18 protein-coding genes are annotated in these 24,429 nt (G+C 69.7%); 12 read left to right on the top strand and 6 right to left on the bottom strand.

Annotation, left to right across the window (positions count from 1 at the left end; all coding sequences use genetic code 11):
• Positions 1–49 precede the first annotated feature (49 nt).
• From ABD093_RS08280 to ABD093_RS08255, 6 genes are all read left to right on the top strand, one after another.
• Positions 50–481, top strand: coding sequence for an Lrp/AsnC family transcriptional regulator (locus ABD093_RS08280; RefSeq protein ID WP_343923655.1), 432 nt, complete (start codon positions 50–52; stop codon positions 479–481).
• Positions 482–810: 329 nt separating this feature from the next.
• Entirely contained in the window at positions 811–1,932 is a 1,122-nt protein-coding gene (locus ABD093_RS08275) for a LacI family DNA-binding transcriptional regulator (RefSeq protein WP_343923653.1), read from the top strand.
• The gene (locus tag ABD093_RS08270) at positions 1,929–3,551 is read left to right on the top strand and encodes an FAD-dependent oxidoreductase (protein WP_343923651.1); all 1,623 of its coding nucleotides are present in this window, start codon (positions 1,929–1,931) and stop codon (positions 3,549–3,551) included. The genes ABD093_RS08275 and ABD093_RS08270 overlap by 4 nt, the downstream gene beginning before the upstream one ends.
• Positions 3,552–3,610: 59 nt before the next feature.
• On the top strand, positions 3,611–4,897 hold the full coding sequence (locus tag ABD093_RS08265; RefSeq protein ID WP_343923649.1) for an ABC transporter substrate-binding protein: 1,287 nt from the start codon (positions 3,611–3,613) through the stop codon (positions 4,895–4,897).
• A complete protein-coding gene (locus tag ABD093_RS08260; protein WP_343923647.1) occupies positions 4,894–5,838 on the top strand; it encodes a carbohydrate ABC transporter permease in 945 nt (314 codons plus the stop codon). The genes ABD093_RS08265 and ABD093_RS08260 overlap by 4 nt, the downstream gene beginning before the upstream one ends.
• On the top strand, positions 5,828–6,805 hold the full coding sequence (locus ABD093_RS08255; protein ID WP_343923645.1) for a carbohydrate ABC transporter permease: 978 nt from the start codon (positions 5,828–5,830) through the stop codon (positions 6,803–6,805). Before ABD093_RS08260 ends, ABD093_RS08255 begins: the two co-directional genes overlap by 11 nt.
• Positions 6,806–7,026: 221 nt before the next feature.
• Here ABD093_RS08255 and pulA read toward each other — a convergent pair whose 3' ends face one another.
• From pulA to ABD093_RS08235, 4 genes are all read right to left on the bottom strand, one after another.
• Positions 7,027–10,866, bottom strand: coding sequence for a pullulanase-type alpha-1,6-glucosidase (pulA, locus tag ABD093_RS08250; protein ID WP_343923643.1), 3,840 nt, complete (start codon positions 10,864–10,866; stop codon positions 7,027–7,029).
• Positions 10,867–11,095: 229 nt separating this feature from the next.
• Positions 11,096–11,869: a metal-dependent hydrolase gene (locus ABD093_RS08245; RefSeq protein WP_343923641.1), complete on the bottom strand. Its 774-nt coding sequence runs from the start codon at positions 11,867–11,869 to the stop codon at positions 11,096–11,098.
• Positions 11,870–12,070: 201 nt separating this feature from the next.
• Positions 12,071–12,754: a response regulator transcription factor gene (locus ABD093_RS08240; protein WP_343923639.1), complete on the bottom strand. Its 684-nt coding sequence runs from the start codon at positions 12,752–12,754 to the stop codon at positions 12,071–12,073.
• Entirely contained in the window at positions 12,751–13,974 is a 1,224-nt protein-coding gene (locus tag ABD093_RS08235; RefSeq protein WP_343923637.1) for a sensor histidine kinase, read from the bottom strand. Before ABD093_RS08235 ends, ABD093_RS08240 begins: the two co-directional genes overlap by 4 nt.
• Before the next feature lie 130 nt (positions 13,975–14,104).
• Here ABD093_RS08235 and ABD093_RS08230 point away from each other — a divergent pair, with 130 nt between their 5' ends.
• Positions 14,105–14,851 (top strand): ABC transporter ATP-binding protein, encoded by a 747-nt coding sequence (locus ABD093_RS08230; RefSeq protein ID WP_343923635.1) that lies wholly within the window; start codon positions 14,105–14,107, stop codon positions 14,849–14,851.
• Between the two features lie 68 nt (positions 14,852–14,919).
• Positions 14,920–16,233: an FtsX-like permease family protein gene (locus ABD093_RS08225; protein WP_343923633.1), complete on the top strand. Its 1,314-nt coding sequence runs from the start codon at positions 14,920–14,922 to the stop codon at positions 16,231–16,233.
• Positions 16,234–16,273: 40 nt separating this feature from the next.
• Here the strand turns inward: ABD093_RS08225 and ABD093_RS08220 are convergent, their stop codons facing one another.
• Positions 16,274–16,510, bottom strand: coding sequence for a type II toxin-antitoxin system VapB family antitoxin (locus ABD093_RS08220; RefSeq protein WP_343923631.1), 237 nt, complete (start codon positions 16,508–16,510; stop codon positions 16,274–16,276).
• A 43-nt stretch (positions 16,511–16,553) separates the two neighbouring features.
• Complete coding sequence (locus ABD093_RS08215; protein ID WP_343923629.1) at positions 16,554–19,415, bottom strand: FAD-binding and (Fe-S)-binding domain-containing protein; 2,862 nt, start codon at positions 19,413–19,415, stop codon at positions 16,554–16,556.
• Positions 19,416–19,505: 90 nt separating this feature from the next.
• On the opposite strand from ABD093_RS08215, the gene glsA reads away from it, so the two are divergent.
• The 4 genes from glsA to ABD093_RS08195 all read left to right on the top strand — a co-directional run bounded on the left by glsA (position 19,506) and on the right by ABD093_RS08195 (position 24,426).
• The gene (gene glsA / locus ABD093_RS08210) at positions 19,506–20,549 is read left to right on the top strand and encodes a glutaminase A (RefSeq protein WP_343923627.1); all 1,044 of its coding nucleotides are present in this window, start codon (positions 19,506–19,508) and stop codon (positions 20,547–20,549) included.
• Positions 20,550–20,764: 215 nt separating this feature from the next.
• Entirely contained in the window at positions 20,765–21,631 is an 867-nt protein-coding gene (locus ABD093_RS08205; RefSeq protein WP_343923625.1) for a GNAT family N-acetyltransferase, read from the top strand.
• A 42-nt stretch (positions 21,632–21,673) separates the two neighbouring features.
• The gene (locus ABD093_RS08200; protein WP_343923623.1) at positions 21,674–22,504 is read left to right on the top strand and encodes a DUF5926 family protein; all 831 of its coding nucleotides are present in this window, start codon (positions 21,674–21,676) and stop codon (positions 22,502–22,504) included.
• Positions 22,501–24,426: a glycosyltransferase gene (locus ABD093_RS08195; protein WP_226850438.1), complete on the top strand. Its 1,926-nt coding sequence runs from the start codon at positions 22,501–22,503 to the stop codon at positions 24,424–24,426. Before ABD093_RS08200 ends, ABD093_RS08195 begins: the two co-directional genes overlap by 4 nt.
• Positions 24,427–24,429: the final 3 nt, after the last annotated feature.

Genomic DNA, 24,429 nt, shown 5'->3' with positions numbered 1-24,429 from the left:
TATGCCTAGTCGACGCGCAGACTGCGCGAGGAGATCTATCATTGTGCGCATGGAGCGCATCTCGGATCTCGACGAACGGCTGCTGTCCGCCCTGCGGAAGGACGGCCGTGCCCCGATCGCGACCCTCGCCGCGCAGCTCGGGGTCTCCCGCGCCACCGTCTCCAGCCGGATCGATAAGCTCACCGCGCGCGGCGTGATCGTGGGCTTCACGGTGCGGGTGCGCGATTACGCCGAGACCGCGACCGTGCGCGCCACGTCCTTCATCGAGGTGGAGGGCCGCTCCACCAACCGCGTGATCACGCTGCTGCGAGGCTTCCCCGAGATCCAGACCCTCCACACCACGAACGGCGGCTGGGACCTGGTCGCCGAGATCGCCTGCCCCGACCTCCCGGCCTTCGACGACGTGCTGCGCCGGATCCGCTCGATCGACGGCGTCGTCAACAGCGAGACCAGTTTGCTGCTCAGCTCCGTGCTGCGCTGAGGGGGCTCAGAGGCGCGCCGTGTGATGCGTCCAGGGTCTGGAGCGGTGCGCGTCACGATCGTGCCTGATCGTCCTTGTCCCAGGGCCGTGCGCGGGGGGTCCGACCGCTTTCGGTGACGCGCGTCGATCGAATCCCCCAAAAAGTTCCGCAGATGGGCAGAAACGGTGGATTCGGCGGCGGTTCACGGTATCCGGCACGTGGTCGGTCGGCTGTCCCCTGCGTCGGATCCTTGCCGTTATGCGCATAACCTGTTTCGCTCCCTGTCAGGAGGTCGGCACCGCCGCCGACCCGACGCAGCGGATGAGGGGAGCTGGATATGCGGGGCGACGTGAGCACCGAGCGCAGCAGGCCCACGCAGGCCGACGTGGCGCGCACCGCCGGAGTCAGCCAAGCCACGGTCTCGATGGCGCTGAATGCGGGGCCCGAGGCGATGGGCCGGCTGACGGAGGAGACCCGTCAGCGGATCCTCGCCGCTGTCGAGGAGACCGGATACTGGGGAAACCTCGCCGCCAAGCAGCTCGCCGGTGGCCGCACCTCCGTGCTGGGCGTGTTCACCTATGAACCCGTCTTCCCCCACGCGGCCAGCGACTTCTATTACCCGTTCCTGCAGGGCATCGAGGCGGAGGCGCTCGGGCACGATGTCGACCTGCTGCTGTTCACCTCCAGCCACAACTCGCGCAGCGGTGCCGGTGGTGAAGGCTTGCGGGACTGGGCGCGTCGCGGCCGGCTCCATCTGGCCGACGGATGCATCCTGTTCGGTCGCCACAGCCAACGGCGCGATCTCGCCGAACTGCTCGCCCATGACTATCCCTTCGTCTTCGTGGGCCGGCGCGAGGCCGACGGCGCCGAGGTGCCCTACGTCGGTGCCGACTACGAGCAGGCCACGGTCGAGATCGTGGAGCACCTCGCAGATCTCGGGCACCAGCGCATCGCGCTCGCCCTCGAGTTCCCCGAGCACGAATCCGGGGTCGACCGTCGGCGCGGCTTCGACCGGGCTATCCAGGAGACCGGCGCCGTCCCCCTGATTCTCGACGGGACGGTGGAGCACACGGGAGCCCTGCTCGACGACATGCTCGGGACCGGGACCACCGCTATCGCCGCCACACCGGACATCGCCGCCACGTTGCGTCTGGATGCTCTGCGGCGCGGACTGAGCATCCCGGCAGATTTGTCGATCGCCCGACTCGGCGACCCCGAGAAGCCCGACGGCTCCACCGTGGGCTGGAGCGGATTCAGCATCCCGCGCCACGAGATGGGGACCGGCGCGGTGCAGATGCTGCTGCGCCATCTGCAGAGCCCCGCACGCCCCGGGGAGACCCAGGTCCTGCTGCGGTGCGAGGTCCGTGCAAGCAGCACTACAGGACCCGCCCCCGGGTCGAAAGCCTCCGCCGCGGCTCGCTCACGACACCCCCGTTCAGTACTCGGCACCACTCAGGAGAACACCCGATGACCCAACACGATTCCCGCGTCGACGTCCTCATCGTCGGCGGCGGCCTCGGAGGCGTGGCCGCCGCACTCGCGGCCGCGCGCCATGGGCTGCGCGTCCACCTCACCGAGGAGTACGCCTGGCTCGGCGGCCAGCTGACCAGCCAGGGCGTCCCGCCGGACGAGCATCCTTGGATCGAGGAGATCGGCTGCACCGCCTCCTACCGAGAGCTGCGCGACGGCATCCGTGACCACTACCGCCGCCACTACCCGCTCACCGAGGCCGCCCGGGCCCGTGAGGACCTCAACCCCGGCGCCGGCTGGGTCTCCAAGCTGTGCCATGAGCCGCGTGCCGGATCGGCGGTGCTCGAGGCGATGGTCGCCCCGCACACCGCGAGCCGCCGTCTCACCGTCGACCGCCAGGTGCGCCCCGTCGACGCCACGACCGATGGCGACGCCGTCACCTCGGTGACCCTGCGCTCGCTCCCCACCGGCGGGGAGTACACCGTCGAGGCTGCTTACGTCATCGATGCCACCGAGACCGGGGACCTGCTGCCGCTGACCGGGACCGAGCACGTCACGGGCTTCGAGTCGCGCACCGAGACCGGCGAACCCAGCGCACCCGACCAGGCACAGCCGGAGAACGTCCAAGCACTGACCTACTGCTTCGCCGTCGACCACCTCGAGGGGGAGGACCACACCATCCCGCGCCCGAAGCGCTACGAGCACTGGCGTTCGGTGCAACCCGACTTCTGGGGAGCGCCGCTGCTGTCGTGGACGGCGCCGAACCCCCGCACCCTCGCGGTCGGGGAGCGGCACTTCTCGCCGAACCCCGGGGACGACGCACTCGCCGTGACTGCCGACCAGTCCCAGGACCCCGGGGACGGGAACCTGTGGGCCTTCCGTCGCATCATCGCGAAGGACCTCTATGCCCCCGGCGCCTTCGCGAGCGATATTTGCCTGATCAACTGGCCCAGCATCGACTACTTCGAGAAGCCCGTTCTGGAGGCCACTGAGGAGCAGCGCAACCAGCGCCTGTCTGATGCCAAGCAGCTCTCGCTGTCGATGCTCTATTGGATGCAGACGGAGGCCCCGCGGCCCGACGGCGGCATCGGCTGGCCCGGGCTGCGATTGCGGGCCGACGTGATGGGAACGGCCGACGGACTGGCCATGGCCCCCTACCACCGCGAGTCCCGCCGCATCCGGGGCCTGGAGACCGTGCGCGAGCAGGACGTCTCCGGACAAATTCGCGGCGATAAGGGTGCGCGCTCCTACCCGGACTCCGTGGGCGTGGGCATGTACCGCATCGATCTCCACCCCTCCACCGGTGGGGACAACTACATCGACGTACCGGCCGAGCCGTTCGAGATCCCGCTGGGAATGCTCATCCCGCAGCGCACCACGAACCTGCTCGCAGCGTGCAAGAACGTCGCCACCACGCACATCACCAACGGGTGCTACCGCTTGCACCCCGTCGAATGGAACCTCGGGGAGGCCGCCGGCCTGCTGGCCGTGCACTGTCTCGAGGAGAACACCACCCCCCATGCCGTGCATGCCTCCCCTCAGCAGGTCGCCGCTCTGCAGGAGCTCCTGGTGGCCGACGGGGTCGAGCTGCACTGGCCCGACACTGTCCACGGCTACTGACCCGTCCCACCCCACCTGATCCGCCGTACCGCAGCACGGATCCTTCAAAGGAGAAGATCATGATCACCCGCCGCCAATTCGCCACCGGCACCACCCTCACCGCCGCTCTCGGGCTCACCGCAACCGCCTGCGGAAGCGACGGAGGGGACGCCGCCGACGGCCCCGTCGAGCTGAGGATGACCGTCTGGACCGCCGACGAGAAGCACCTCGCCCTGTTTCAGGAGATCGCCGACGAGTACATCGCCGATCACGGGGACGCCGTCTCCGGTGTGACCTTCGAGTCGATCCCCTTCGAGGACTACACGACCTCGCTGACCACCCAGCTCTCTGGAGGGAACCCTCCGGACCTCGCCTGGATCCTGGAGAGCTCCGGCCCGGAGTTCGTGGAGTCCGGCGCCCTGGTCGAGGTGGGAGAGACCTTGAAGTCCGCCGAGGGCTACGAGTTCGACGACATCGATCCCGCCACCCTGGCCCTCTGGGAGAACGACGAAGGACTGTTCGCCTACCCGTTCTCCAACTCCCCGTTCTGCATGTTCCTGAACACCACTCGCCTCGAGGAGGCGGGTCAGGACGATCTGGTCGCGAGTTACGAGGCCGGGGGCTGGACATATGACAAGGCGATGGCCGTCAGCAAGTCGACGGTGGAGAAGCTCGGCGGGGCGGGGCTCGTGGTGCGCGACTTCAACTACGAGACCTGGGACAACCTCGCCAGCGTCTGGGCCGGCTTCGAGGCCCGCGCCTGGAGTGAGGACGGCACGACCTGTCAGTTCTCGGAGCAGCCGATGGTCGACGCACTGGGTTTCCTCCACGAGGCTGCCTTCGTCACCAAGGCGATGCCGGGCCCCGGGGACGACGTTGACTTCTTCGGAGGCCAGACCGCCATGACCATCACCCAGATCTCCCGCGCATCGGCCCTGGACGGCTCCTTCGAGTGGGACGTGCTGCCCCTCCCGGCCGGTCCCGCGACCCAGCAGAACGTCGTGGGTCAGGCGGGGATCGGGGTGCTCGGTCAGAGCCAGGCGCCGGATGTCGCCGCCGGGTTCCTGGCCCACTTCACCAGTCCGGCCTCGGCAGCGCGGCTCGCCGAGTTCTTCCCGCCGCCGCGGCGCTCCCTGCTCACCGTCGAGTCGATGGCCGCGGGCAACCCGCAGTTCGACGAGGACCAGCTGCAACGGGCGGTGGTCGATGGCATCGTCGACTCGATCACGAAGCCCGCGCACAAGAACTTCGCGGAGCTGCAGACCACGATCCGCAGCGCGCTGGACCCGCTATGGATGGCCGACGCCGACGTCGCCGGTGTGTTGGACGAGGTGTGCACCTCCGCCCAGCCGCTGCTGGACTCATGACCGCGGGAACGCGGCCGGCTGCCCCGGCGTCGGCGCGGCTGAACCCGCGACCGGCACGTCGCGGTTCGTGGCAGCGGCGTGACTCACTTCTGGGATACCTCTTCGTCGCGCCGAGCGTGCTGGGCGCTCTCCTGCTGGTCATCGTGCCGCTCGGGGCGGTCGCCTGGTACTCGCTGCACGACTGGAACGCCCTGTCGGGACAGTTCCGCTTCGTCGGCGGCGAGAACTATGCGGCCCTCGCGGAGGATCCGACGCTGCGCAGCTCCTTGCTGGCCACGGTGCTCTTCTCCGTAGGGATCGTGGTCCTGAACGTCGCCTTGGCACTCCTGCTGGCGGTGCTGCTGAACCAGAAGGTGCGCGGCTCGACCTTCTTCCGGGTGCTGTTCTTCTCGCCCGTCGTGGTCTCGCTGGTGGCCTGGTCGATCGTGTGGGGCTTCCTGCTGCAGAACTCGGGCGGGATCAACGGCCTGCTCTCGACCGTGGGGATCGACGGCCCGAACTGGCTGCGCGAGGGCTGGTCAGCATTGCTGGCCGTGGTCGTCGTGCAGGTGTTCAAGAACGTGGGCCTGAACATGGTGCTGTTCCTGGCGGCGCTGCAAGGGGTGCCCGAGGAGATGCTCGAAGCCGCCCGCCTTGACGGGGCGGGCGCAATTAGACGCTTCTTCTCCATCGCCCTGCCGCTGATCAGCCCCACTCTGATGCTGGTCTCGATCATCACCGTGGTCGGGTCGCTGGAGACCTTCGCACTGATCGACGTGCTCACTGCGGGCGGCCCTGGGAACTCCACCAACGTGCTCGTCTACTACTTCTACCAGCAGGCCTTCCGCTTCAACGACTTCGGCTACGCGAGCGCGGTGGCGATGCTGCTGTTCGTCATCGTGCTGGCCCTGACCCTGCTGCAATGGCAGACCCGACGGAGGTGGGTGCATCATGAGCGCTGAAACTCTCGACCGGAGCGTCGCCGGTTCCCACGCAGGAGGCGGCGACCACGGGGACGTCCGCGGGGAGGCCGACGAGGTCGGCACCGGGCCGCTCGGACGACGCTCCCGCCGCCCCGGCCGACCGCGCCGGATGCGAGGCACTCGGCGCAAGGCGGTGCTCGTCGTCGGCATGATGGTGGTGCTCGCGATCCCGTTCGTGTTCCCCACCTGGTGGATGATCTCTTCGAGCCTGAAGTCGACCAGCGAGATCCTGCGCGTGCCGCCGTCCCTCTGGCCGTCCTCGCCGGACTTCTCCAGCTACCGCGGCGTGTTCGAGCTCCAGCCCTTCGCCCGCCAGTACTGGAACAGTCTCTACATCGCCGTGCTGGTCACCGCGGGCACCATGGTGGTGTCCTCGCTGGCAGGCTACGGGTTTGCACGGATCCGTTTTCGCGGGCAGAATCTGCTGTTCCTGATCGTGCTGGTGGGGCTGCTGGTGCCGATCGAGGTGACGATCGTGCCGATGTTCCGCGCCGTCACCGCGATGGGGCTGATCGATACGCACTGGCCGCTGATCATCATCCCGATCTTCGGGGCCCCGAGCGTGCTGGCCACCTTCATCATGCGGCAGTTCTTCGTGACCATCCCCGACGAGCTCGAGGAGGCCGGCCGCATCGACGGGCTCAGCCGGTGGGGGATCTTCCGGAAGGTGGCGCTGCCGCTGTCAGGGCCGGCCTTGGCCGCGGTCGCGATCATCACCTTCCTGAAGTCCTGGAATATGTACCTCGAGCCGGTGGTGTTTCTCTCCAGCCGCGAGAACTTCACGCTGCCGCGGGCGCTCACGCAGTACGTGGACGCCTACGGCGGGCCGATGTGGAACATCCAGCTCGCCGCCACCACGCTCACGGCGGTGCCTGTGCTGATCGTGTTCATCCTGGCCCAGCGCCACTTCATCCAGGGCCTCGCCCAGAGCGGACTGAAGGGCTGATCTTGAGCAGGCCGGGGAGCGGGGGCGTCGCGCCGGTGACCTTTCGACGCGCCCGCTCGGCCCACGGGAACGTGCCGTTGGCGGGGCGGCGTGCGCACCTCCGCGCCGTCCCTGCCCAATCCCTCGAAATGTCCCACTGGCGGGACGAATCGGTGGAATGGGTGGGCCTACCCGGGACGGGGCGTCGCATGGATGTTGACGTGGGCGAGAGCAGCGGTGGATCAGACCCGACGGGAACGGGCGAGCATTGCCACTCCCAGACCGATGGTCACCATCAGCAATGCGGCCAGGGGCAGCGGCTCGGAACCGGTGCGAGCGAGCGGGCCCCTGGGCCCCGCGGCCTCGGAGGACTCGACGGGGGAGGCGCCGGCGGCGGAATCGGACCCGCTGCTGTCTGTCGTGTTCTCTCCGCCGTCGTTCCCGGTCGCGTTCTCGCCCGACCCGTCCGCGTGCACATCACCACCGGCGGAACCCTCCGGAGATGGCCGGTCCGCGGGGTCCGTGGCGTCCGACGGGCCGCCGGACTGATCCTGCTCACCGGGCTCACCGGGCTCACCGGGCTCACCGGGCTCACCGGGCTCACCGGGCTCACCGGGCCCCTCGCCGGCCTGCGGGGCGACGAACACGGCCACTGTCGCCGCGGGCACCGTGACGGTGCCGGTCACGGCGTCCCAGGCCGACTGCTTGACGACCTCGTCGGCGCCCTCGGCCTGTACGGAGGAGAGCTCGTAGCCGAGACCGGCCATGCCGTCGATCGCCTCGGTGATCGGCTTGCCGGAGGCGTTGAAGACCACGACTACTCCGTCGAGCGACGCATCCACGTCGGCGCCCACGGTGTCGTCGATGCGCATCACCATCAGGCCCGCCGTGGCGTCCGCTCCGGCGTTGGGGAACGTGACCTTCTCGCGGATCAGGTCCGCGTCACCGAGCGTGAACAGCGGGGAGGAGGTGCGCAGGCGCAGCAGATCGAGGGTGGCATCGCTGCTCTGCGCGATCTCCGCAGGCGTCGGCGTCTTGGACGGATCCTCGAGCATCGGGACCATGAGATCCCAGGCCTCCCCGTTCTTCTCCTCGCCCGGCAGGCCATTGGCGTACCCGTTCGTCTCGCCGGTCCAGTCGATCGCGTTGTAGTGATCGCCGGAGTTGTAGCTGTCGCGGTCCAGCGACTTCGAGCGCAGCAGGTCGGTGCCGCCGGCCCAGAACGACGGGGACTGCCCGAGCGTCACGGTCGCGAGCGAGAGCGTGTTCATCCGCACCCGGGTGTCCAGGGAGGCGTCCTGCGGGAGCTTCCAGACGTTCATGTCGTACAGCGCCTCGTTGTCGTGCGCATCGACGTAGTTGACGCTCTCCTCGGGCCGGGTCGCATAGCCCGCCGGGGCCCCGTTGTAGTCCAGCTGGTCACCGCGCGTCACGTCACCGGTCGATGCCAGCAGCTCGTAGTCCGCGAGGTTCCCGGCCATCCCGAGCCGGATCAGGTCGGTGCGGTGCAGGAGGCCCGCGTACTGCTCCTCCTCGCTCACCTCCGCGAAGCCGTTGGGCATCGTGACCAGGCCGTTGCCGAAGCCCTGCGAGGTGCGCTTGTCGGTGTCGAAGGGGCTGCCGCCGTGCACCGCGTCGCGCATCCGGTCGTTGAAGGTGCCGATCGAGGTGCCTCCGAGCTGCCCTTGCGTGGCCTGGGTGAAGCGGTCGTTGTCAGCGACCTCGCCGAAGTTCCAGCCTTCGCCATAGAGGTAGATGCTCTCCCCGTCGATGCCGTCAGCGTCGAGGGTCAGCTCGTCCAGGGCGTCCCGCACCGCCTGCATGTTCTCGGCCGAGTGATGGCCCATGAGGTCGAAGCGGAAGCCGTCCACGTGGTACTGGCGGGCCCAGAGCACGGTCGAGTCGACCATGAGCTTCTGCGCCATGACGTGCTCGGTGGCGACATTCGAGCAGCAGGTGGAGTTCTCGACCCCGCCGTCGAGGTTCAGCCGCTGGTAATAGCCGGGCACCACCTGGTCGAGCACGGACTTGTCGTCCTGCCCGGAGGCGGCGGTGTGGTTGTACACCTGATCCAGCACGACCTGGAGGCCCATGCCGTGGAGGTTCCCGACCATGGAGCGGAACTCGTCGGTGCGCTCGCCGCCCGCCTGGTGGCCCGCGGTCGCGTACGAGCCCTCGGGAGCCATGTAGTGCAGAGGGTCGTAGCCCCAGTTGTAGGCGTCCTGGTCCGCGACGGTGGAGACAGCGGCCTGCTGCTCGGTCGAGGCGGGCCCCGCCTCCGCGGGGATCTCGGGCACAGCCTGCTTCGCCCGGTCCTCCTCGATGGTGGCGATGTCGAAGGTGGGCAGCAGGTGCACCGTGGTCGTGCCGGCGTCTGCGAGCTCCTGCAGACGGGTCGTGCCGGCGGAGTCCTCATGGCCGACGGCCGCATAGGTGCCGCGCAGCCCTTCCGGGAGTGCCTCGTCCTCGGCGGAGAAGTCGCGCAGGTGCAGCTCGTAGATGGTCTGGTCCGCGAACTGCTCGACCACCGGGGCGGCGGTCTGCGACCACACCTCCGGTGCCCAGCGCGGGTCTGCGAGATCCAGCAGCACCGAATGGGTGGAATTCAGCGTGAGGCCGGTGGAGTACGGGTCGGTGACCACGTTGGTCTCCACCTTTCCGGTCTCTGGCACGAACACCTCGACCGCGAAGCGGTAGGCGAGGTCCTCCCAGCCGGCATCGCCGGTCACGGTCCACACCCCGCCGTCCGTGCGCTCCATCGGGATCTCGGTGGGCTGTGCGCCGGTGAGGTCGTCAGACGCCGCGGCACCCTCGACCAGCTGCAGGGTCACGTTCTTGGCGGTCGGCGCCCAGAGGGACAGGGTCGGTGCGCCGTCCACGAGCACCGGGCCGAGGGTCGCGTCATCGGCTGCGCCGGCGAACAGCGCATCGAGCACACCGGGGATCTGCACCCCGGTGAGCACGTCGAGCCCGTCGGCCCCGCGCTGGGCGACCATCAGCTCGCCGGTCAGGGCTTCCTCCAGGGCTGCCCGGTCTACTCCGGAGAGGTCGAGGGCGAGGAAGTCCGCCAGGTGCCCGCGATCCGCGAGCTCCTCGTCGGTGAGGCCGCTCTCGCGCAGGGTCAGCTTGCCGAGCGCGACGCCGCCGGTGACCTCGCCGTCAGCCACCGCGAGCCCGCCCTCCGGCGCAGACCACAGCTCGAAGCTCGCCGTGGCCGGATCGGCCGGGGCCAGGGTGGACGGCCACGCGATCGTGTCGGCGTCCACGAAGTGGGCGAGCTGTGTGCCGCTGCCCGCCGTGAGCGGGTCCTCGGCCTCGATGTTCAGTTCATGGGAGGTGATGTCGTAGGAGAAGGTCACGACCTTTCCTTCCTGAGTCGAGAACGTGTAGTCGTCGCCGCCTGCTGTTCCTCCGGCCCCGTAGTTCTCGTCCCAGGACAGGTCGTGGGCGACCTTCGTCGCATAGGAACCGGTGGGCAGCGCGGAGGTGGTGAACGTGTAGATGCCATCGCCGTCCCCATCCTGCATCCAGGTGCGCAGGCAGTCCGGCATCCAGTTATCGGGGCAGCCGAGCGCCGCGTTGAAGGACCCCGGGAGGGTGACCATCGGCCCCTCGGCGCTCGAGCTCACGATGTGCGTCGCCGGGTCGTACCAGAAGGTGACCTCGCCGCCCTCGGTGGAATAGGCGATGTTCTCGCCGCCGGGGACACTGCCGGCGCCGTAGCTCTCGTCCCAGGAGCCGCCGATCGCGACCTTGTACTCGTAGTCGCCGGCAGGTAGATCGAAGGTCCCGGAGTACATGCCGGAGTCCTCGTCCCACGTCAGCGCCGCCGCGGCGCACTCGGGCGCCCAGTCGCCCTCGCAGCCCATCGCCAGGTTGTGCGAACCGGGCAGCGTGACCAGAGGAGCGTCGACCGCCGGGGCCGGCTCGGCCGGGCCCACGGCCTGGACCGCCGGCGCGGCGCCGAGCATCGTCGCGCCCGCCAGCAGGGCGGCGACGACGACGGTGAGCAGGCGGAGAGCGGGAGATGCGGCGGCTGTGGGGGATACGGCGAGTGCGGGGTGGTGTCGCTGCGAGAGCATGCGGGGACTCCTCTGTCCGAGCAGGCGCCGGGTGGGGACCGGCGGATTCGTGCGTCAGTAGACCGTGGGGAGGGCGGTTCTGCAAGACTTGCAGTCATCTCGTGGGCGTCCATGCCCCGGATGTCCCCGTCGACCTTACGGTTCGCCATCGCTGGACTCAACCGCTTCGGCAGAATCTGCAAGAAGTTGCAGGAATGTCGAGGGGTGACGTCGTGCCTCGTCGTCGGCCTCAGACGGCGAGGACCCAGGGTGCCGCGGCCACCGTCGCCACGGTGGCGACGACGGCGTATCCGGTCAGCACCGTGCACACCAGCCACTCCCGGGCGCTGCCCGCATTGCCCAGCAGGGGCACGGCGATGTCCCCGCTGCGCTGCCAGATGCCTGAGGCGAGGCGCTTCGGCGGCTTGATCACGAGCGGCCACGTGGGGAAGGGGATCCCGTCGGTGGTGAGCAGGTCCCCGATCAGATGGGTCAGCGCGCCCACGGCCACGGCAGCCGGGAGCCAGATCGAGGTGTCCGGCGCGACGACGGCGACCAGCAGACCGGAGGCCACGCCCACGATCCAGGGCAGCAGCCGCCCCTCGACCATCTTCAGAGCCCGGGTGCCCAGCGCGCACATCACGGTGACCAGCAGGGCGGCGCCGGCCTGCACCTCGCCCACCACGGGCACGACGAGCTGCCAGTCGAGCCGGTTCACGACGATCGCCAGCGCGGTGAAGAACGCCGCAGCGAGGAACGTATGGGTCGCGCCGCGATGCCCGGCCACCGTGCTCACCGCCCGGGTGATGGCCTTGGTGAGGCCGCCGCCGGAGCGGGAGATGGTGGCGGAGGGATGATCGATGTCCGGCAGCAGGGCCGCGCCGGTCGCGACCACGGCGCCGGCGACGACCTGTGCGGGATCGAGATCCCACAGGTCCAGGCCGACGACGTGGTCCATTACGGGGGCGGAGCCCGCCAGGGCCATCCAGGCGGCGGTGCCGCTGATCGCGTGGTGTCCGCCCATCACGGGCATCGCCCTCCTCGGGAGATCGTCGATGTGGCCTCACCAGGGGAAGTATGCGGGCAGAGCCGCTGGTGGGACGCAGGACGTCACCGGGGGAGGAGGGCCGCCGGGAAGACTACCGGTGGGTCATGACAGTCGGTCCATCTCGAGTTTCGTCAGACGCGCATACGGTTCTGTCGGGCGTGCACTCCGTTCTGAAGCTCACTGCGCCGGAGGTTGAGCTCGCAGATAGGCGATCACAGCAAGGACACGACGATTGCCGTTCTGTTCGGAGATCCCGAGCTTGTCGAAGACTGCGCTGACGTGCTTGACCACTGCTCCTCGGGAGAGATGGAGGCGCGCGGAGATCTGATCGTTCGTCTCGCCTCGGGAGACCAGCTCCAGGATCTCCAGCTCTCGGGGGCTGAGCCTGGAGACGGCATTCGTCTCGCGACGCATGAGAGCGGTGACGACGAGCGGATCCACGACGATTCCGCCTCCCCGCACCACCTCCAGGGAATCCAGGAAGTCATGCACTTTGGACACGCGGTCTTTGAGCAGGTAGCCCAGCCCTGACGGCGACGACGGGCCATCTCTCGCGGTGAGTCCCAGCAGCTCGCTGGCGTACTGCTGCTCGACATATTGAGACAGGACGACGACGGGCATCGCGGGATGCTTCCGACGAATCTCCAGTGCGGCCTGCAACCCGTCGTCACCGTGTCCAGGAGGCATGCGCACGTCCGTCAGGACAAGATCCACCTCTCCTGCGGGGATCAGTGTCGAGGCCTCGGCCCTGAGCTCGGTCGCCGTGGGAACCGCCGCAGTCACCACGTGTCCGGCGCGCTCCAGGAGGGCGACGAGACCGTCACGCAGGAGCGCGGCGTCCTCGGCGAGCAGAATCCTCATCTTCTGTCCTCTCGATCTGCTGTGACGGGAACCTTCAGATCCACGACGGTCGGGCCACCCTCTGGGCTGTCCAGCGTGAGGATCCCTCCCAGGCTGCGAGCCCGTGCCCGCATGCTGATGAGCCCGGTGCCGGTCGATACGGCACCTCCACGTCCGTCATCGACGATCTGAAGGTGAAGGATCGACGGGGCGTCTGTGGTCGTCGGGTCATCGAGCGTGCAGCGGATCGATACGGTCTGCGCCTCAGAATGCCGCACGACGTTCGTGATCGCTTCGTGGGCGATGAGATGAACGCTGTGTTCCAGCGACACGGGCAGACGGGGCACCGTGCACTCCGTCGTGGTCTCGAGGGGAACGGCCCGAGCGAGTTCTGCGATGGCCGCCTGAAGGCCGCCGTCCCGGAGGACCGTCGGGACCAGTCCGCTCACGGCGTTGCGAACGGATTGCCCGCCGAGATCCAGCTGCTCGCGCACCTCGTCGAGTCCGGTGAGGATCGTCGATCGGGCCTCGCCGACTGGAAGCTGCTCGGCCTCGAGCTGGAGCATCGCCAGGCGAAGGCCCGCGGCACTGAGATGCATCTGTGCCCCGTCATGGAGGTTCCGCTCCAGAACCCTGCGCTCCAGGGCGACGGCGTCGTCGAGCTGCACGGTCATGTCCCCTAGTGCCTCGACCTGTGCGACGAGCCGAGACTCCTCGTCCCGCAGCAGGGCGGTACTCAGCCCCGACCAGCCGTAGGCGAGAGCGGTCAGCCCCCACAGCGCGAAGAACAGGGCGACCACCCCGAGTACCGGGAAGACGATGATCACGAGCATCGGAGGAAGCACCTGGTCCGCAACGCCCCAGGTAGCCTCCTGCCCGGCGAGCACGGCGACGGGGGTGGCGAAGAGGGTCCCGATCACGACGACCAGCACGATGCCGACGAAGAACATCGCCGCAGCCATGACAGCTGTGAGGAGGGTCAGAACCACGTCCTGCCAGCGCATCTGCCCCATAGGTCGCGTGACTCGCAGAGCCGGCCGACCGGCCAGCGGCAGAAGCCGCGCCTCTGCCCGCGGCCACGCGAGCAGCCACACGGGAATGAGCAGGACGGTGAAGAACACGCCGAGGGACACGACTCCCGCAGCGGCCTGCAGGATGAGGTAGAGGAGCGAAGTCCATGGTGCCCGGCTGCGCATCAGCGTCAAGGGATGGCGCAGCGAGGCATGATCAACGTGGGACACGGGTCGACACTACGACGCGGCCGACGCCGTCGGGGTAGGCATTCGCCCACCTTCCGCAGTATGCGAAGCCCTCGAGTGCTGGCGTCATTCGGTCGTTCTCGGAGACGGCCTCGTCGCGTGGACTCTAGTCATGACTCCCCGCCTCCCTCCGGTGATCACGGCCCGGCAACTCACCAAGACGTACGGCCGCGGCTCCGCCACGCGAACAGTCCTGGACGACGTCGATCTGGAGATCGGTCCTTCGATGCTCACGGCGATCATCGGGCCGAGCGGCTCAGGGAAGTCGACCCTGCTGTTCTGCCTCTCCGGCCTCGAGACGAGGAGCAGTGGCGAGATCGACCTGCTCGGGGTGGATCCAGCGCGTGCGCGGTCGGGCCGGATGGCTCGTCTCTATCGCCAGCACGTGGGATTCGTGTTCCAGGACTACAACCTGATTCCCTATCTCTCCGCGCGCAGGAACGCGGCTCTACCGGGCCTGCTTGCCGGGCGCCGGGACGCGTTGCGCCGAGCGGACTCGGCGTTGTCGGAGGTGGGGCTCACGGAGTTCGCCTCCACCCCTGCCTCCCACCTCTCCGGAGGGCAGCAGCAGCGCATCGCGCTCGCACGGGTTCTCGCCGGCCGGCCGGAGGTCGTCTTCGCCGACGAACCGACCGGCGCGCTGGACACGGCGGCGTCGGCGGCGGTGATGGGCGGGCTCCGCGCTCGAGCGGATGAGGGCGCTGCGGTTGTCCTGGTCACGCACGATCTCGACGCCGCGGCCCATGCAGATTGCGTGGTGCTGCTCCGGGACGGTCGGATCCATGCGCAGCGCGGGAAGAGCTCGGTGCAGGAGCTCGCGGAGCTCCTGCAGAGCGGCGCGGAAGGGTGGAGTCGATGATCGGGGCGATTATCCCAGCTGTGCTCGCCGGGAGAGCCTCCTGGTGGGCACCGGCTCTTGTCGCGACCGTGACGTCGTTCCTGGTCGGAACCTGTTTGGTCCAAGCCTTCGGTACCGATGCATCGAATCCCGAAATCCAAGCGGTGCTGCGTCATGGTGGCTTGAGGCCAGATCATGTGTCGACCGTCGGCGTCAGCATCGCCGTGATGATCGTGCCGGTATCCGTCATCGTTCTTGCCGCGGTGTCCTCGGCAGCGATCGCCGCGACGACAAGGGACCGTGCGCGGTGGAGACTTGCTGGAGCATCGCCGATCGCTCTCGCGGTCTTCGTCCTGACCCAGATCGGGGTCGCGGCACTCAGCGGAGGTCTCCTGGGGGCCCTCGCGACCGCACTCGGCGGAGGCCGTCTCTCGGAGCTGCTCAACGGGATGATCCTGCCCGAGCTTGCGGGGATCGACGTGCACGCAGCCCCAATGGCACTGGCCGGTGCCGTTCTCGTCCCGCTCGTGACAACTCTGTTCGCCGCGACGCTCCCGGCGCTGCGTGGAGCCCGGGTGTCAGCGATCCGCGCAGTGCGCGGCGAGGATACCCCTCTATCTCGAAACGGCGTTGGTCGCTGGATGACGACGGTGCTCGGGCTGGCTGCCTTGTTCGCGATCGTCGTTGCGGTCTACCACCACCCGCCTGGACTCGACAACGGCGAGGCCCTGACGGCTGGGCTCGGTCTCGCCGTGCTGACTCTCGGGGTGGCAGGCCTCGGGGCACGGATCCTGGTGCCACTGGTGGTCTCGGCGGTCTCCCGCCTGCTGCCGGTGCCCAGCCCGCTGTGGCCGCTCGCCCGAGAGGGTGCCGTCGCGAGGGTGCACGTCAGTGGCCCGACCGTCGTGGCATTGGCCTGCGGGTCGGGGATCCTCGGGTCGATCACGGGAATGGCGCGGACCAGCGAAGCCATCGCCCGAGCACTGGGATCGCAGGAGGAGTACAACCTGCTGGACACCTACATCATCTGTGCGGTCATCGGACTGCTGTGCGCGGTCGGCGGGGCCTGTGTGCTCGCGTTGAGCACGGGCGACCGCCGTCGAGAGGTCGCCATGCTGCGTGCGGTGGGACTATCGCCGTGGCAGGTTCGAGGCGTGGCTGCCGCTGAAGCCCTTTTGCTCTCCGCATCGACCATGCTGATCGGTCTGGTGACGACCGTCGTGTCCACCGCACTGATCTCGCGTGCTGCAGCAATGGACGGGCTGCCCGTCCGATTCGTCCTGCCGTGGGCTGAGCTTTCGGTGTCAGCGGTGCTGACGTCGGTGGTCCTGCTCGCCGCGCTCGTGCTCCCGGCGCATCGGGCTCTGCACGCGTCGGTGCGCGAATCCTTGGCGTCGGAGTGAATGACTCTCTCGGCGATCATGGAGTCGAACGAGGCTGTTCTCAGGATCCAGATGACGTGACGGGACCCCGGTGCTGAAGAGCAGGACCGACGGGCGTTCCGGGCGGGGCCTCCAGATCGCCCAGCTCCGAGATGGTGTCGATCATCGTGTTCTTCCGCGTCGAGGCGATGAGCTGGCGAAGTGCGAGTTCGGCGACAGCTCGGTGCGACCGGGCACCCGTGAGCTCTCGGGCGTGCTCGATCAGTTCAAAGTCCAGTTCGATTCGTAACTCCGCCATGACTGCCCACCTCCCGCTCTCTGACGAAGCATAGACAGAGGCCTCACCGCGTCACGGCCTCCAGCAGCTCGAGCACGTGCCGGTACGACTTCCCGGTCGCGGCCTGCATGCCGAGCTCGCAGGTGCGGTTGGAGCTGACGTACCAGTCCGTCTCCCGCAGGGCGACCTCGGCGGCCTCGGCCCGGGTGGCCGACGCCGTGAGCTCGGGGTGCAGCATGCCGCGGTCGCCCGCGTAGCCGCAGCAGCCCCAGTCCACGGGCACCACCACGTCGCGCGCTGCGGCCTCGGCGATCGCGACCAGGTCGTCGGTCGCCCCCAGATGGGTGGTCGAGCAGGTGGGGTGCACGGTCACCGACCCGGCGGGCTCGCGCACGCTCAGCTGCGGCAGCAGGTGCCGACGCACGTAGGTGATCGCGTCGAGCACCTCGACCCCGGTGCCCTCCATCGCCTGGAGGATCCCCTCGGTGCAGCTGGAGGCGTCCACGATCACGGGCAGCTCGCCGTCATGGCTCGCGGCGAGCAGGGCAGTGCGCACCTGGTCGCGCATCTGCTCCTTGGCACCGGTCATGCCCTTGGAGGAGAAGGGGGTGCCGCAGCACAGGGAGGCGGCGTCGTCCGGGACGGCCAGGCGCATGCCGGCACGCTGGGCGAGGAGCTCGAGCGCTGCGGGGACCCCGGCGGCGGTCGTCGGGGCCGACGTCGTCGCGCCACCGTTCCCGCCTCCGCTCCCGCACGCGCAATCGCCCCCGCAGCCGCCGCTCGCTCCGCCGTCACTGCTGCGCGGCTCCTCGGCGGCCCCGAACATGGTGTGCACGCAGGCGGGCAGATAGACGGCGCCGACGTCGGCCGAGGCCCGGCCGCGGCCGCCCGCGCGTCGCACCGAACCACCCCGCCGAGGCAGCTCGCTTCGGTACTGCGGCACCACGTCCGTGCCCAGCAGCGCGCGGCCCACCTCGGTCGCCGCCCGCGGCAGCACCTCAGGGAGCGTTCCGGCCACGCTCATCGCGGCCGAGGCCCCGCGGGTCAGGAGGTCCCAGTTCCCCGCCGCCGCCTTCCAGGCCGCGTTCGGCGCTGCGCTAGCGTCCTCCGCGCGCAGACGTCGCACCAGGTCACCGGTGTTGATGCCGACGGGGCAGGCGGTCACGCACATCCCGTCGACCGCGCAGGTCTCCAGGCCTTCGTACTCGTACGCGCTCCGGATCGCCGTCGCGGTCTTGAGGTCTCCGCGCTGCTCGGCGAGGTTCGCGTCGCGGCGCAGCACGATCCGCTGGCGCGGGGTGAGGGTGAGGTCTTTCGAGGGGCACACCGGCTCGCAGTAGCCGCACTCCACGCAGCGGTCCGCCTCCTCCTCGATCTCGATCACGGGCTTCAGATTCTGCATATGCGCCGACGCGTCGTCCGTGAGGACCACGCCCGGGTTGAGAATCCCGGCTGGGTCCACCAACGCTTTGAGCTCCCGCATCACGCCGTACAGCTCCGGCCCGTACTGGCGCTCCACGAACGGCGCCATCACGCGACCGGTGCCGTGCTCGGCCTTGAGGTTCCCGCCGTGGTCCAGAACGAGCTCGACCATGTCCTGCGTGAACGCCTCCAGGCGCGTGGACCCCTCGCCGAGCTGCTCGTTGAGCAGGAAGTGGATGTTGCCGTCCTTCGCGTGCCCGAAGATCACCGACTCGTCGTAGTCATGACGGTCGAACAGGTCCTGCAGCCCGCGGCAGGTGGCCTCCAGCTCCGGCACCGGCACCACCACGTCCTCGAGCAGCGCCGTCGACCCTGCTGGTCGCGCGCCGGCGATCGCGGCATAGAGGCCCTTGCGGGTGGTCCACATCGCCGCCCGACGCGCGGCGTCGGTGGTCATCTCCAACGGCACCGACAGCCCGAGCGCCTCGGACATCCCCACCGCATCGGCCGCGCGCTGCGCGAGCTCGGCAGGGTCGTCGCTGCGGTGCTCGACGAGCAGGGCGGCATGGCGTTCGACGTCCAGCCCGAGGATCTCCTGGGGCGCCCCGGCCAGGCCCTGGGCCACGATCAGCGAGCGAGCGTCCATCAGCTCCGCGGTCGCGAAGCCGGCACCCACGACCTCCGGCAGCGCGGCCGTCGCGGCCTCCAACGACGGCAGCACCAGAAGACCGGTGGTGATGTGCTTCTGGATCGGCACAGTGCGGAACACAGCGGAGGAGACGAAGGCGAGGGTGCCCTCCGAGCCGACCACGAGATGGGCGAGCACGTCGGCCGGCGTCTCGAAGTCCAGCAGGGCGTTGATGCCGTAGCCCATCGTGTTCTTCAGCGCGAAGCGCTCCCGGATCACGCGGGTGGACTCGGCGTCGTCCCGCACGCGGCGCATGAGGCGCGCCAGGCCCTCATGGAGATCGGGCTCCTCGCGCCGCAGGCGGGCGTCGGCCCCCTCGAGCCCGGTGTCCACGATCGTGCCCGAGGGCAGCACGAAGCGCAGCGACTCCAGCGTGCGGTAGGAGTTCTCGGCGATCCCGGCGGCCATGCCGGAGGAGTTGTTGGCGATCACGCCGCCGATCGTGCAGGCGACCTCGGAGGCCGGATCCGGGCCCAGACGTCGCATGTGCCGCAGCAGGTGCGCGTTGACCTGGCGCAGCGTCGCCCCGGGGCCCACGCGCACGCGCTCGCCGCGGTCGAGCACCTCGACCGTACGGAAGTGGGTGCGCACGTCGGCGAGGACCGCCTCGGACTGCGCCTGTCCGGACAGGCTGGTCCCGCCGGAGCGGAAGGTCAGGGGCCGACGCGTGCGCATCGCCTCGCGCAGCAGCGCCACGACGGAGTCCTCGTCGGTGGGAGAGGTGACGGCCTCGGGCAGCAGCAGGTAGTGCGAGGCGTCGTGCGCGAGCGCGTGACGGGCGACGACATCGGTGTCGAGCAGGGGTGCGACAGTCATGCCTCACGGTATCGCGGGAGGTCGGGGGCGCGCGAGGAGGCTTCTCGCCGCATGAGGTCGCTGACGCCGGCGGCCTGTACGGTCGGTTCCGTGACGAGCGCACTGAACACCTACCTGAGCCGCCTCTCGATCGCCCTGTCCACCGCGACAGCGCCCGAGCCCGATGAGACGACCGAAGCGGCCCTCCCCGATCGGGGGATCTCCGGCAGCGCGGAGTCCGTCGGCGATATCCCGGACCTCTCCTATCTCTCCGGCGCCCGCGAGGACCACCTCGGCGTCGCCGTCTGCACGATCGACGGGGAGATCACCTCCGCCGGTACCGAGCACGCCTTCCCGGTGCAGTCGATCTCCAAGGCCTTCGCGTACGGCGCCGCGATCGATCTCCACGGGATGGACTACGTCGACTCCGTGGTCGACGAGGAGCCGACGGGGGAGGAGTTCAACGCCCTCAGCATCGACCGGCACTCCAAGAAGCCCAAGAACCCGCTGGTCAACATCGGGGCGATCCGTACCCACGCGATGCTGGGTCCCACCCAGGAAGAGCGCACGCAGCGCCTGCGCGATGTGCTCGACGCCGCCGCCGGGCGTCCCCTCGAGCTGCATCGCGAGACCCGGGACGAGGAGCTGACGATCGCCGACCGCAACCTCGCCCTCGCGTACATGCTGCGCGCGGCAGGATCGATGACCGAGGACGCCTCCGAGGTGGTCGGCGGATACATCGAGGGCTGCGCGGTGCTCACCACCGTCACCGATCTCTCGGTGATGGCCGCGACCCTCGCCTCGGGCGGCACCAATCCGCTCACCGGCGAGAAGGTGTTCTCCCGCGTCGCCGCTCGCCAGGTGCTCTCGGTGATGCTCACCTGCGGGATGTACGACAACGCCGGCGACTGGATCAGTGACGTGGGCCTGCCCGCGAAGTCCGGCGTGGGCGGCGGGATCATCGCCGCGCTGCCCTCCCGCTTCGGTCTCGCCAGCTATGCCCCGCAGCTGGACCTGCACGGCAACTCCGTGCGCGGCACCTACTTCTTCGAGCGGCTCAGCGCCGACTTCGCCCTGCACATGCTCGACGGGGTGGTGCCGCGAGACCTCGAGGAGTGCGCCCAGGAGCTGATGGAGGTCGGCACCCACCCGTGAGGTGAGGGAGGTCGGCTCGCCCCGGGGTTCTGACGGAGGCCGGCCCGCCGCGCCCGATCGATGCCCTCATGAGCTGATACGTCGCCCGGGACGACGTATCCGGTGGCGTCAGGCGAGGAGCCTCACCTCTCTACGGGGCTGCCTGCTCACCAGGCGCCACTCGATCCAGGCCGAGCGAACTTGTGACCCGCGAGGTCGGGTGCGAACCTTGCGCCATGATCTTCGCGAAGGTGTTGGCGCCCGATGACTGGCCTGTGTGGCGGGAGCTGCGCCTGCGCGCCCTGGCTGACTCGCCCTGGGCCTTCGGCAGCACCCTGGCCGAGGTGCTCGCCCGGGACACCGAGGAGCATTGGCGCGCCGGGGTCTCCGCACCCATGGTCTCGTTCGTCGTCGAAACCGCCGACGGGCCTGCAGGAATGGCCCGGCTCATGTTTTCTGAGCAGGCCGGCGTCCAGCCGGAGCTGATCTCGGTGTGGGTGGCACCAGAGGCCCGCAGGACCGGAGCTTCCCGCGCCCTCATCGCCGCCTGCGTCGACCACCTCGCCGCGCACCACCCGATGACCCGGCTGCGCCTCGCGGTGGTCGAGACCAACCTGCCCGCCCGTCGGCTCTACGAGAGCTGCGGCTTCGGGGTGATCGGCCGCAACCCGGACGACGACACCGAGCTGCTCATGGAACGCCGCGCCGCCCCCATGGACCAGGAGAGCGTCGAGCTGCCCACCGAGCTCGTGGCCCGGTACCGGGCCGTGGACCGCGAGCACGTGGGCACACCCACTCTGGACACCCCCGCCCACCTGGACCGCCTGACCGAGCTGATCGGTCGTGAGGGCATGCGCACCCCGATCGATCTGGCTTTCACCGAGGAGTTCGCGACCATCGACGGCAACCACCGCATCGCCGTGGCCCGGAGGCTGGGCCTGGCGACGGTGCCTGTTCATCTCACCCGCCGCGCCGAGCACCCCCGCCCCGATCACGGGCGGGACATGGACCCGGCGGATCTGCGCGTGCTCGAGGCCGCCCTGGCTCCCTCACCCACCCATGCCCCCGATCGTGCGGGGCGCGGCACAGGAATCGTGGCGTGAGCATCCGACGAGGCACGCCTGCGGATCGGTAGACTTGCGGTCATGAGCTCCACCTCTCGAGATGCCCTGGTCCTCCGTCCCTTCGAGGGGCTGCCGAACGAACAGGATCTGGTGGCGATGCGCCAGCTGATCCCCGCGGCGACCATGGCCGCGAAGACCACCGCCGAGCACGGCGCGGTCGATGTCGAGATCGCGACGATCCTGCCGATGGCGTGGCCCGCTGTGCGCCGCACCGACGGGAGCATCACCGTGGGCATCCAGGCCGCCTACCCCGGCGGGGACCTCTCCCGCGGGATCGGGCAGGCCATCAAGCTGGCCCTCGCCCTCGAGCCCGGCAACCCGATCACCTCGGTGACCCTGGATGACGACGCCCCGCGCCTGCAGGAGATCCTCGACCTGACCGGTGACTTCACGATCGCCGTGCACGACACCTTCGAGTTCTGGCTGGACCCGAGCGCCGAGCGCACCCCCGAGATCGAGTCCTCGATCCAGGAGGCGAACCAGTCGATCATGCCCACCCGCGCCGTCGCCGGCCTCGAGCACGCCTACTGGGTCGACGCCGGGCCCAAGGAGCACCTGCGCTGGGTGCTCGACGCCGACGAGGAGAAGGTCATCGACGCGGTCACCCGCCTGCACGCACGCCGTGAGTCCGGGGTCGGCGAGGGCACCAAGTACGTCGGCTCCTTCCGCGCCGAGGGCCTCGCGATCCCCGTGTGGGACCTGCCCAAGGGCTTCGGCGCCGCAGGCGTCGAGGCGGAGGCGGAGGCGTTCCGCACCCGCTTCGAGGAGGCGCTGCACACCGAGGAGCCGCTCACCGCGCTCGAGCGTCGCGCCCGGGGCGGGATCGTGGCCCGACAGGTGACCCTGCGATGAGTGCGGCGGGGCCGCTGACGGCCCACCGCCCCGAGCGGGTGGCCGTGGTGATCCCTGCCAAGAACGAGGCGGAGAGGATCGAGGCGACCATCGTGGCCGCCCGCGAGATCCAGGGCGTGGATCTGGTGGTGGTCGTCGACGACGGCTCCACCGACGCCACCTCCGCGGTCGCCATGGGGGCCGACGCCCTCGTGGTGCGCCACAAGACCAACCGCGGCAAGGCGGCAGCGATGGCGACCGGTGCACAGATGGTCGCGATCCGGGAGGACGCCGAACGGGCCGACGGAGGCGCCGGCTTCTCCGAGGAGCTCCATGCCGAGCCGCGCTCGCCGGGGCACACCGGGCCGTTGCCCGTGATCGACGGCAAGGACCGGACGCCGCGCGCCCTGCTGTTCGTCGATGCCGACATGGAATCCTCCGTCACCACCGCTCAGCCCCTGGTGGATGCGGTGCTCGGCGAGGGCGTCGACATGGCGATCGCTCTGCTGCCGCCCCAGGCCGGCGCCGGCGGCATGGGGATCGTGGTGGGCACCGCCCGCCGCGGCATCCTGCGCGCCACCGGCTGGGAGGCCACCCAGCCGCTGTCCGGGACCCGCTGCATCACCCGGGAGACCTGGGAGGCCTGTCAGCCGCTGGCGCCGGGGTGGGGCGTCGAGACGTCGCTGACCATCGACGCGCTGACCGGCGGTTTCTGGGTCAAGGAGATCGAGACGTCCCTCGCGCACCGCGCCACCGGCAAGGATCTGCGCGGTCAGCTGCACCGCGCCGCCCAGCTGCGCGATGTGGTGCGGGCCTTGGCACGCCGCCGCCATGTCCTGCCGGACGAACCGGCCGATGACCCGACCGACGAGCCTGCCGTGCTGGCTGCGGGTACGACCGGTGAGTTCATCGGCGAGCCGGTGATCGACAGCTCTGGGGCCGAGCCAGCCGGGACTGAACCTGCTGAGGTCGAGCCCGCGGAGGTGGAGCCCGCTGAGGTCGAGCCTTCTGGGGGTGCGGCGACCGCGGCCGTCACCCCCGAGTCGTCCGTCGACCCGGAACGGTCCGTCACCCCCGAGCCGATTCCTGCTCCGGAGGTCAACAGCGAGTCAGAGCCAAGCGGCGAGCCGGAACCGGGCGTCGAGCCGGAACCCGACCGGGGCACGCGAGCCGAGGCTGAGAACCGCGGCGGCACCGTCCAGCCGCGCCCCACGTCCGTGCGGGCCGTCTGGCCGGGGGCGAAGCGGGCACCGGAACCGGAATCCGCCGAAGAGGTCAACGCCTGGGACCTCGGTCCGGTGGAGGAGGCCGCCCCGGAGGAGCCGAGCGCTCCCGCCTCGGGGACGACTCCTGGCCCGGAGTCCAAACCGGCCCCGGCGGCGAATCCGGTCCCCGTCGTGCCCGCGCCGTCGACATGGACCTCACCGCAGTCCCCGATCTCGTCGACACCCACGACCTCGGTCCCGACCTCGCCGTCGACCCCGGCTGCCGCACCGGGTGCAGCTGCGACGTCGCCCACGGATCCGGCGTCTGCTCCGACCACGGAGCAGGATTCCGCCGTCAACAGGGCGGATCGCCGCCGGGCGCGCCTCGCCGCGCTCCCGGTCAGCGGCGCCTTCTCCGACGAGGAGACCCGGGCGCTCGGCGATCTCGACATCGAGTCGCTGGACCGCCGGCTGCGGGCTCTACCGGTCGCAGGGGAATTCGCCCCGGATGACGTCGTCTACCTCGCAGGCATCGACCTCGAGGCTCTTGCGGCCCGGCTCGAGGCGGCTCCGGTGGCGGAGCGTTTCAGCCCCGAGCACGCCGTGATCATCGCATCGCATCTGACCGTGCCCGGGCCCGAGCTGCCCAGCTCGATCCGCCCGCCGCTGAGTGGTGATGAATACGCCTCGCTCGTGGTCCACGCCGCCGTCGAGGCCGAGAACGCCTCGGACGACTGAACC

It is taken from the genome of Brachybacterium tyrofermentans (genome assembly GCF_039526165.1).
In the GTDB taxonomy this organism is placed as follows: Bacteria; Actinomycetota; Actinomycetes; order Actinomycetales; family Dermabacteraceae; genus Brachybacterium; species Brachybacterium tyrofermentans.
This window is presented reverse-complemented; position numbering and strand designations above follow the sequence as displayed.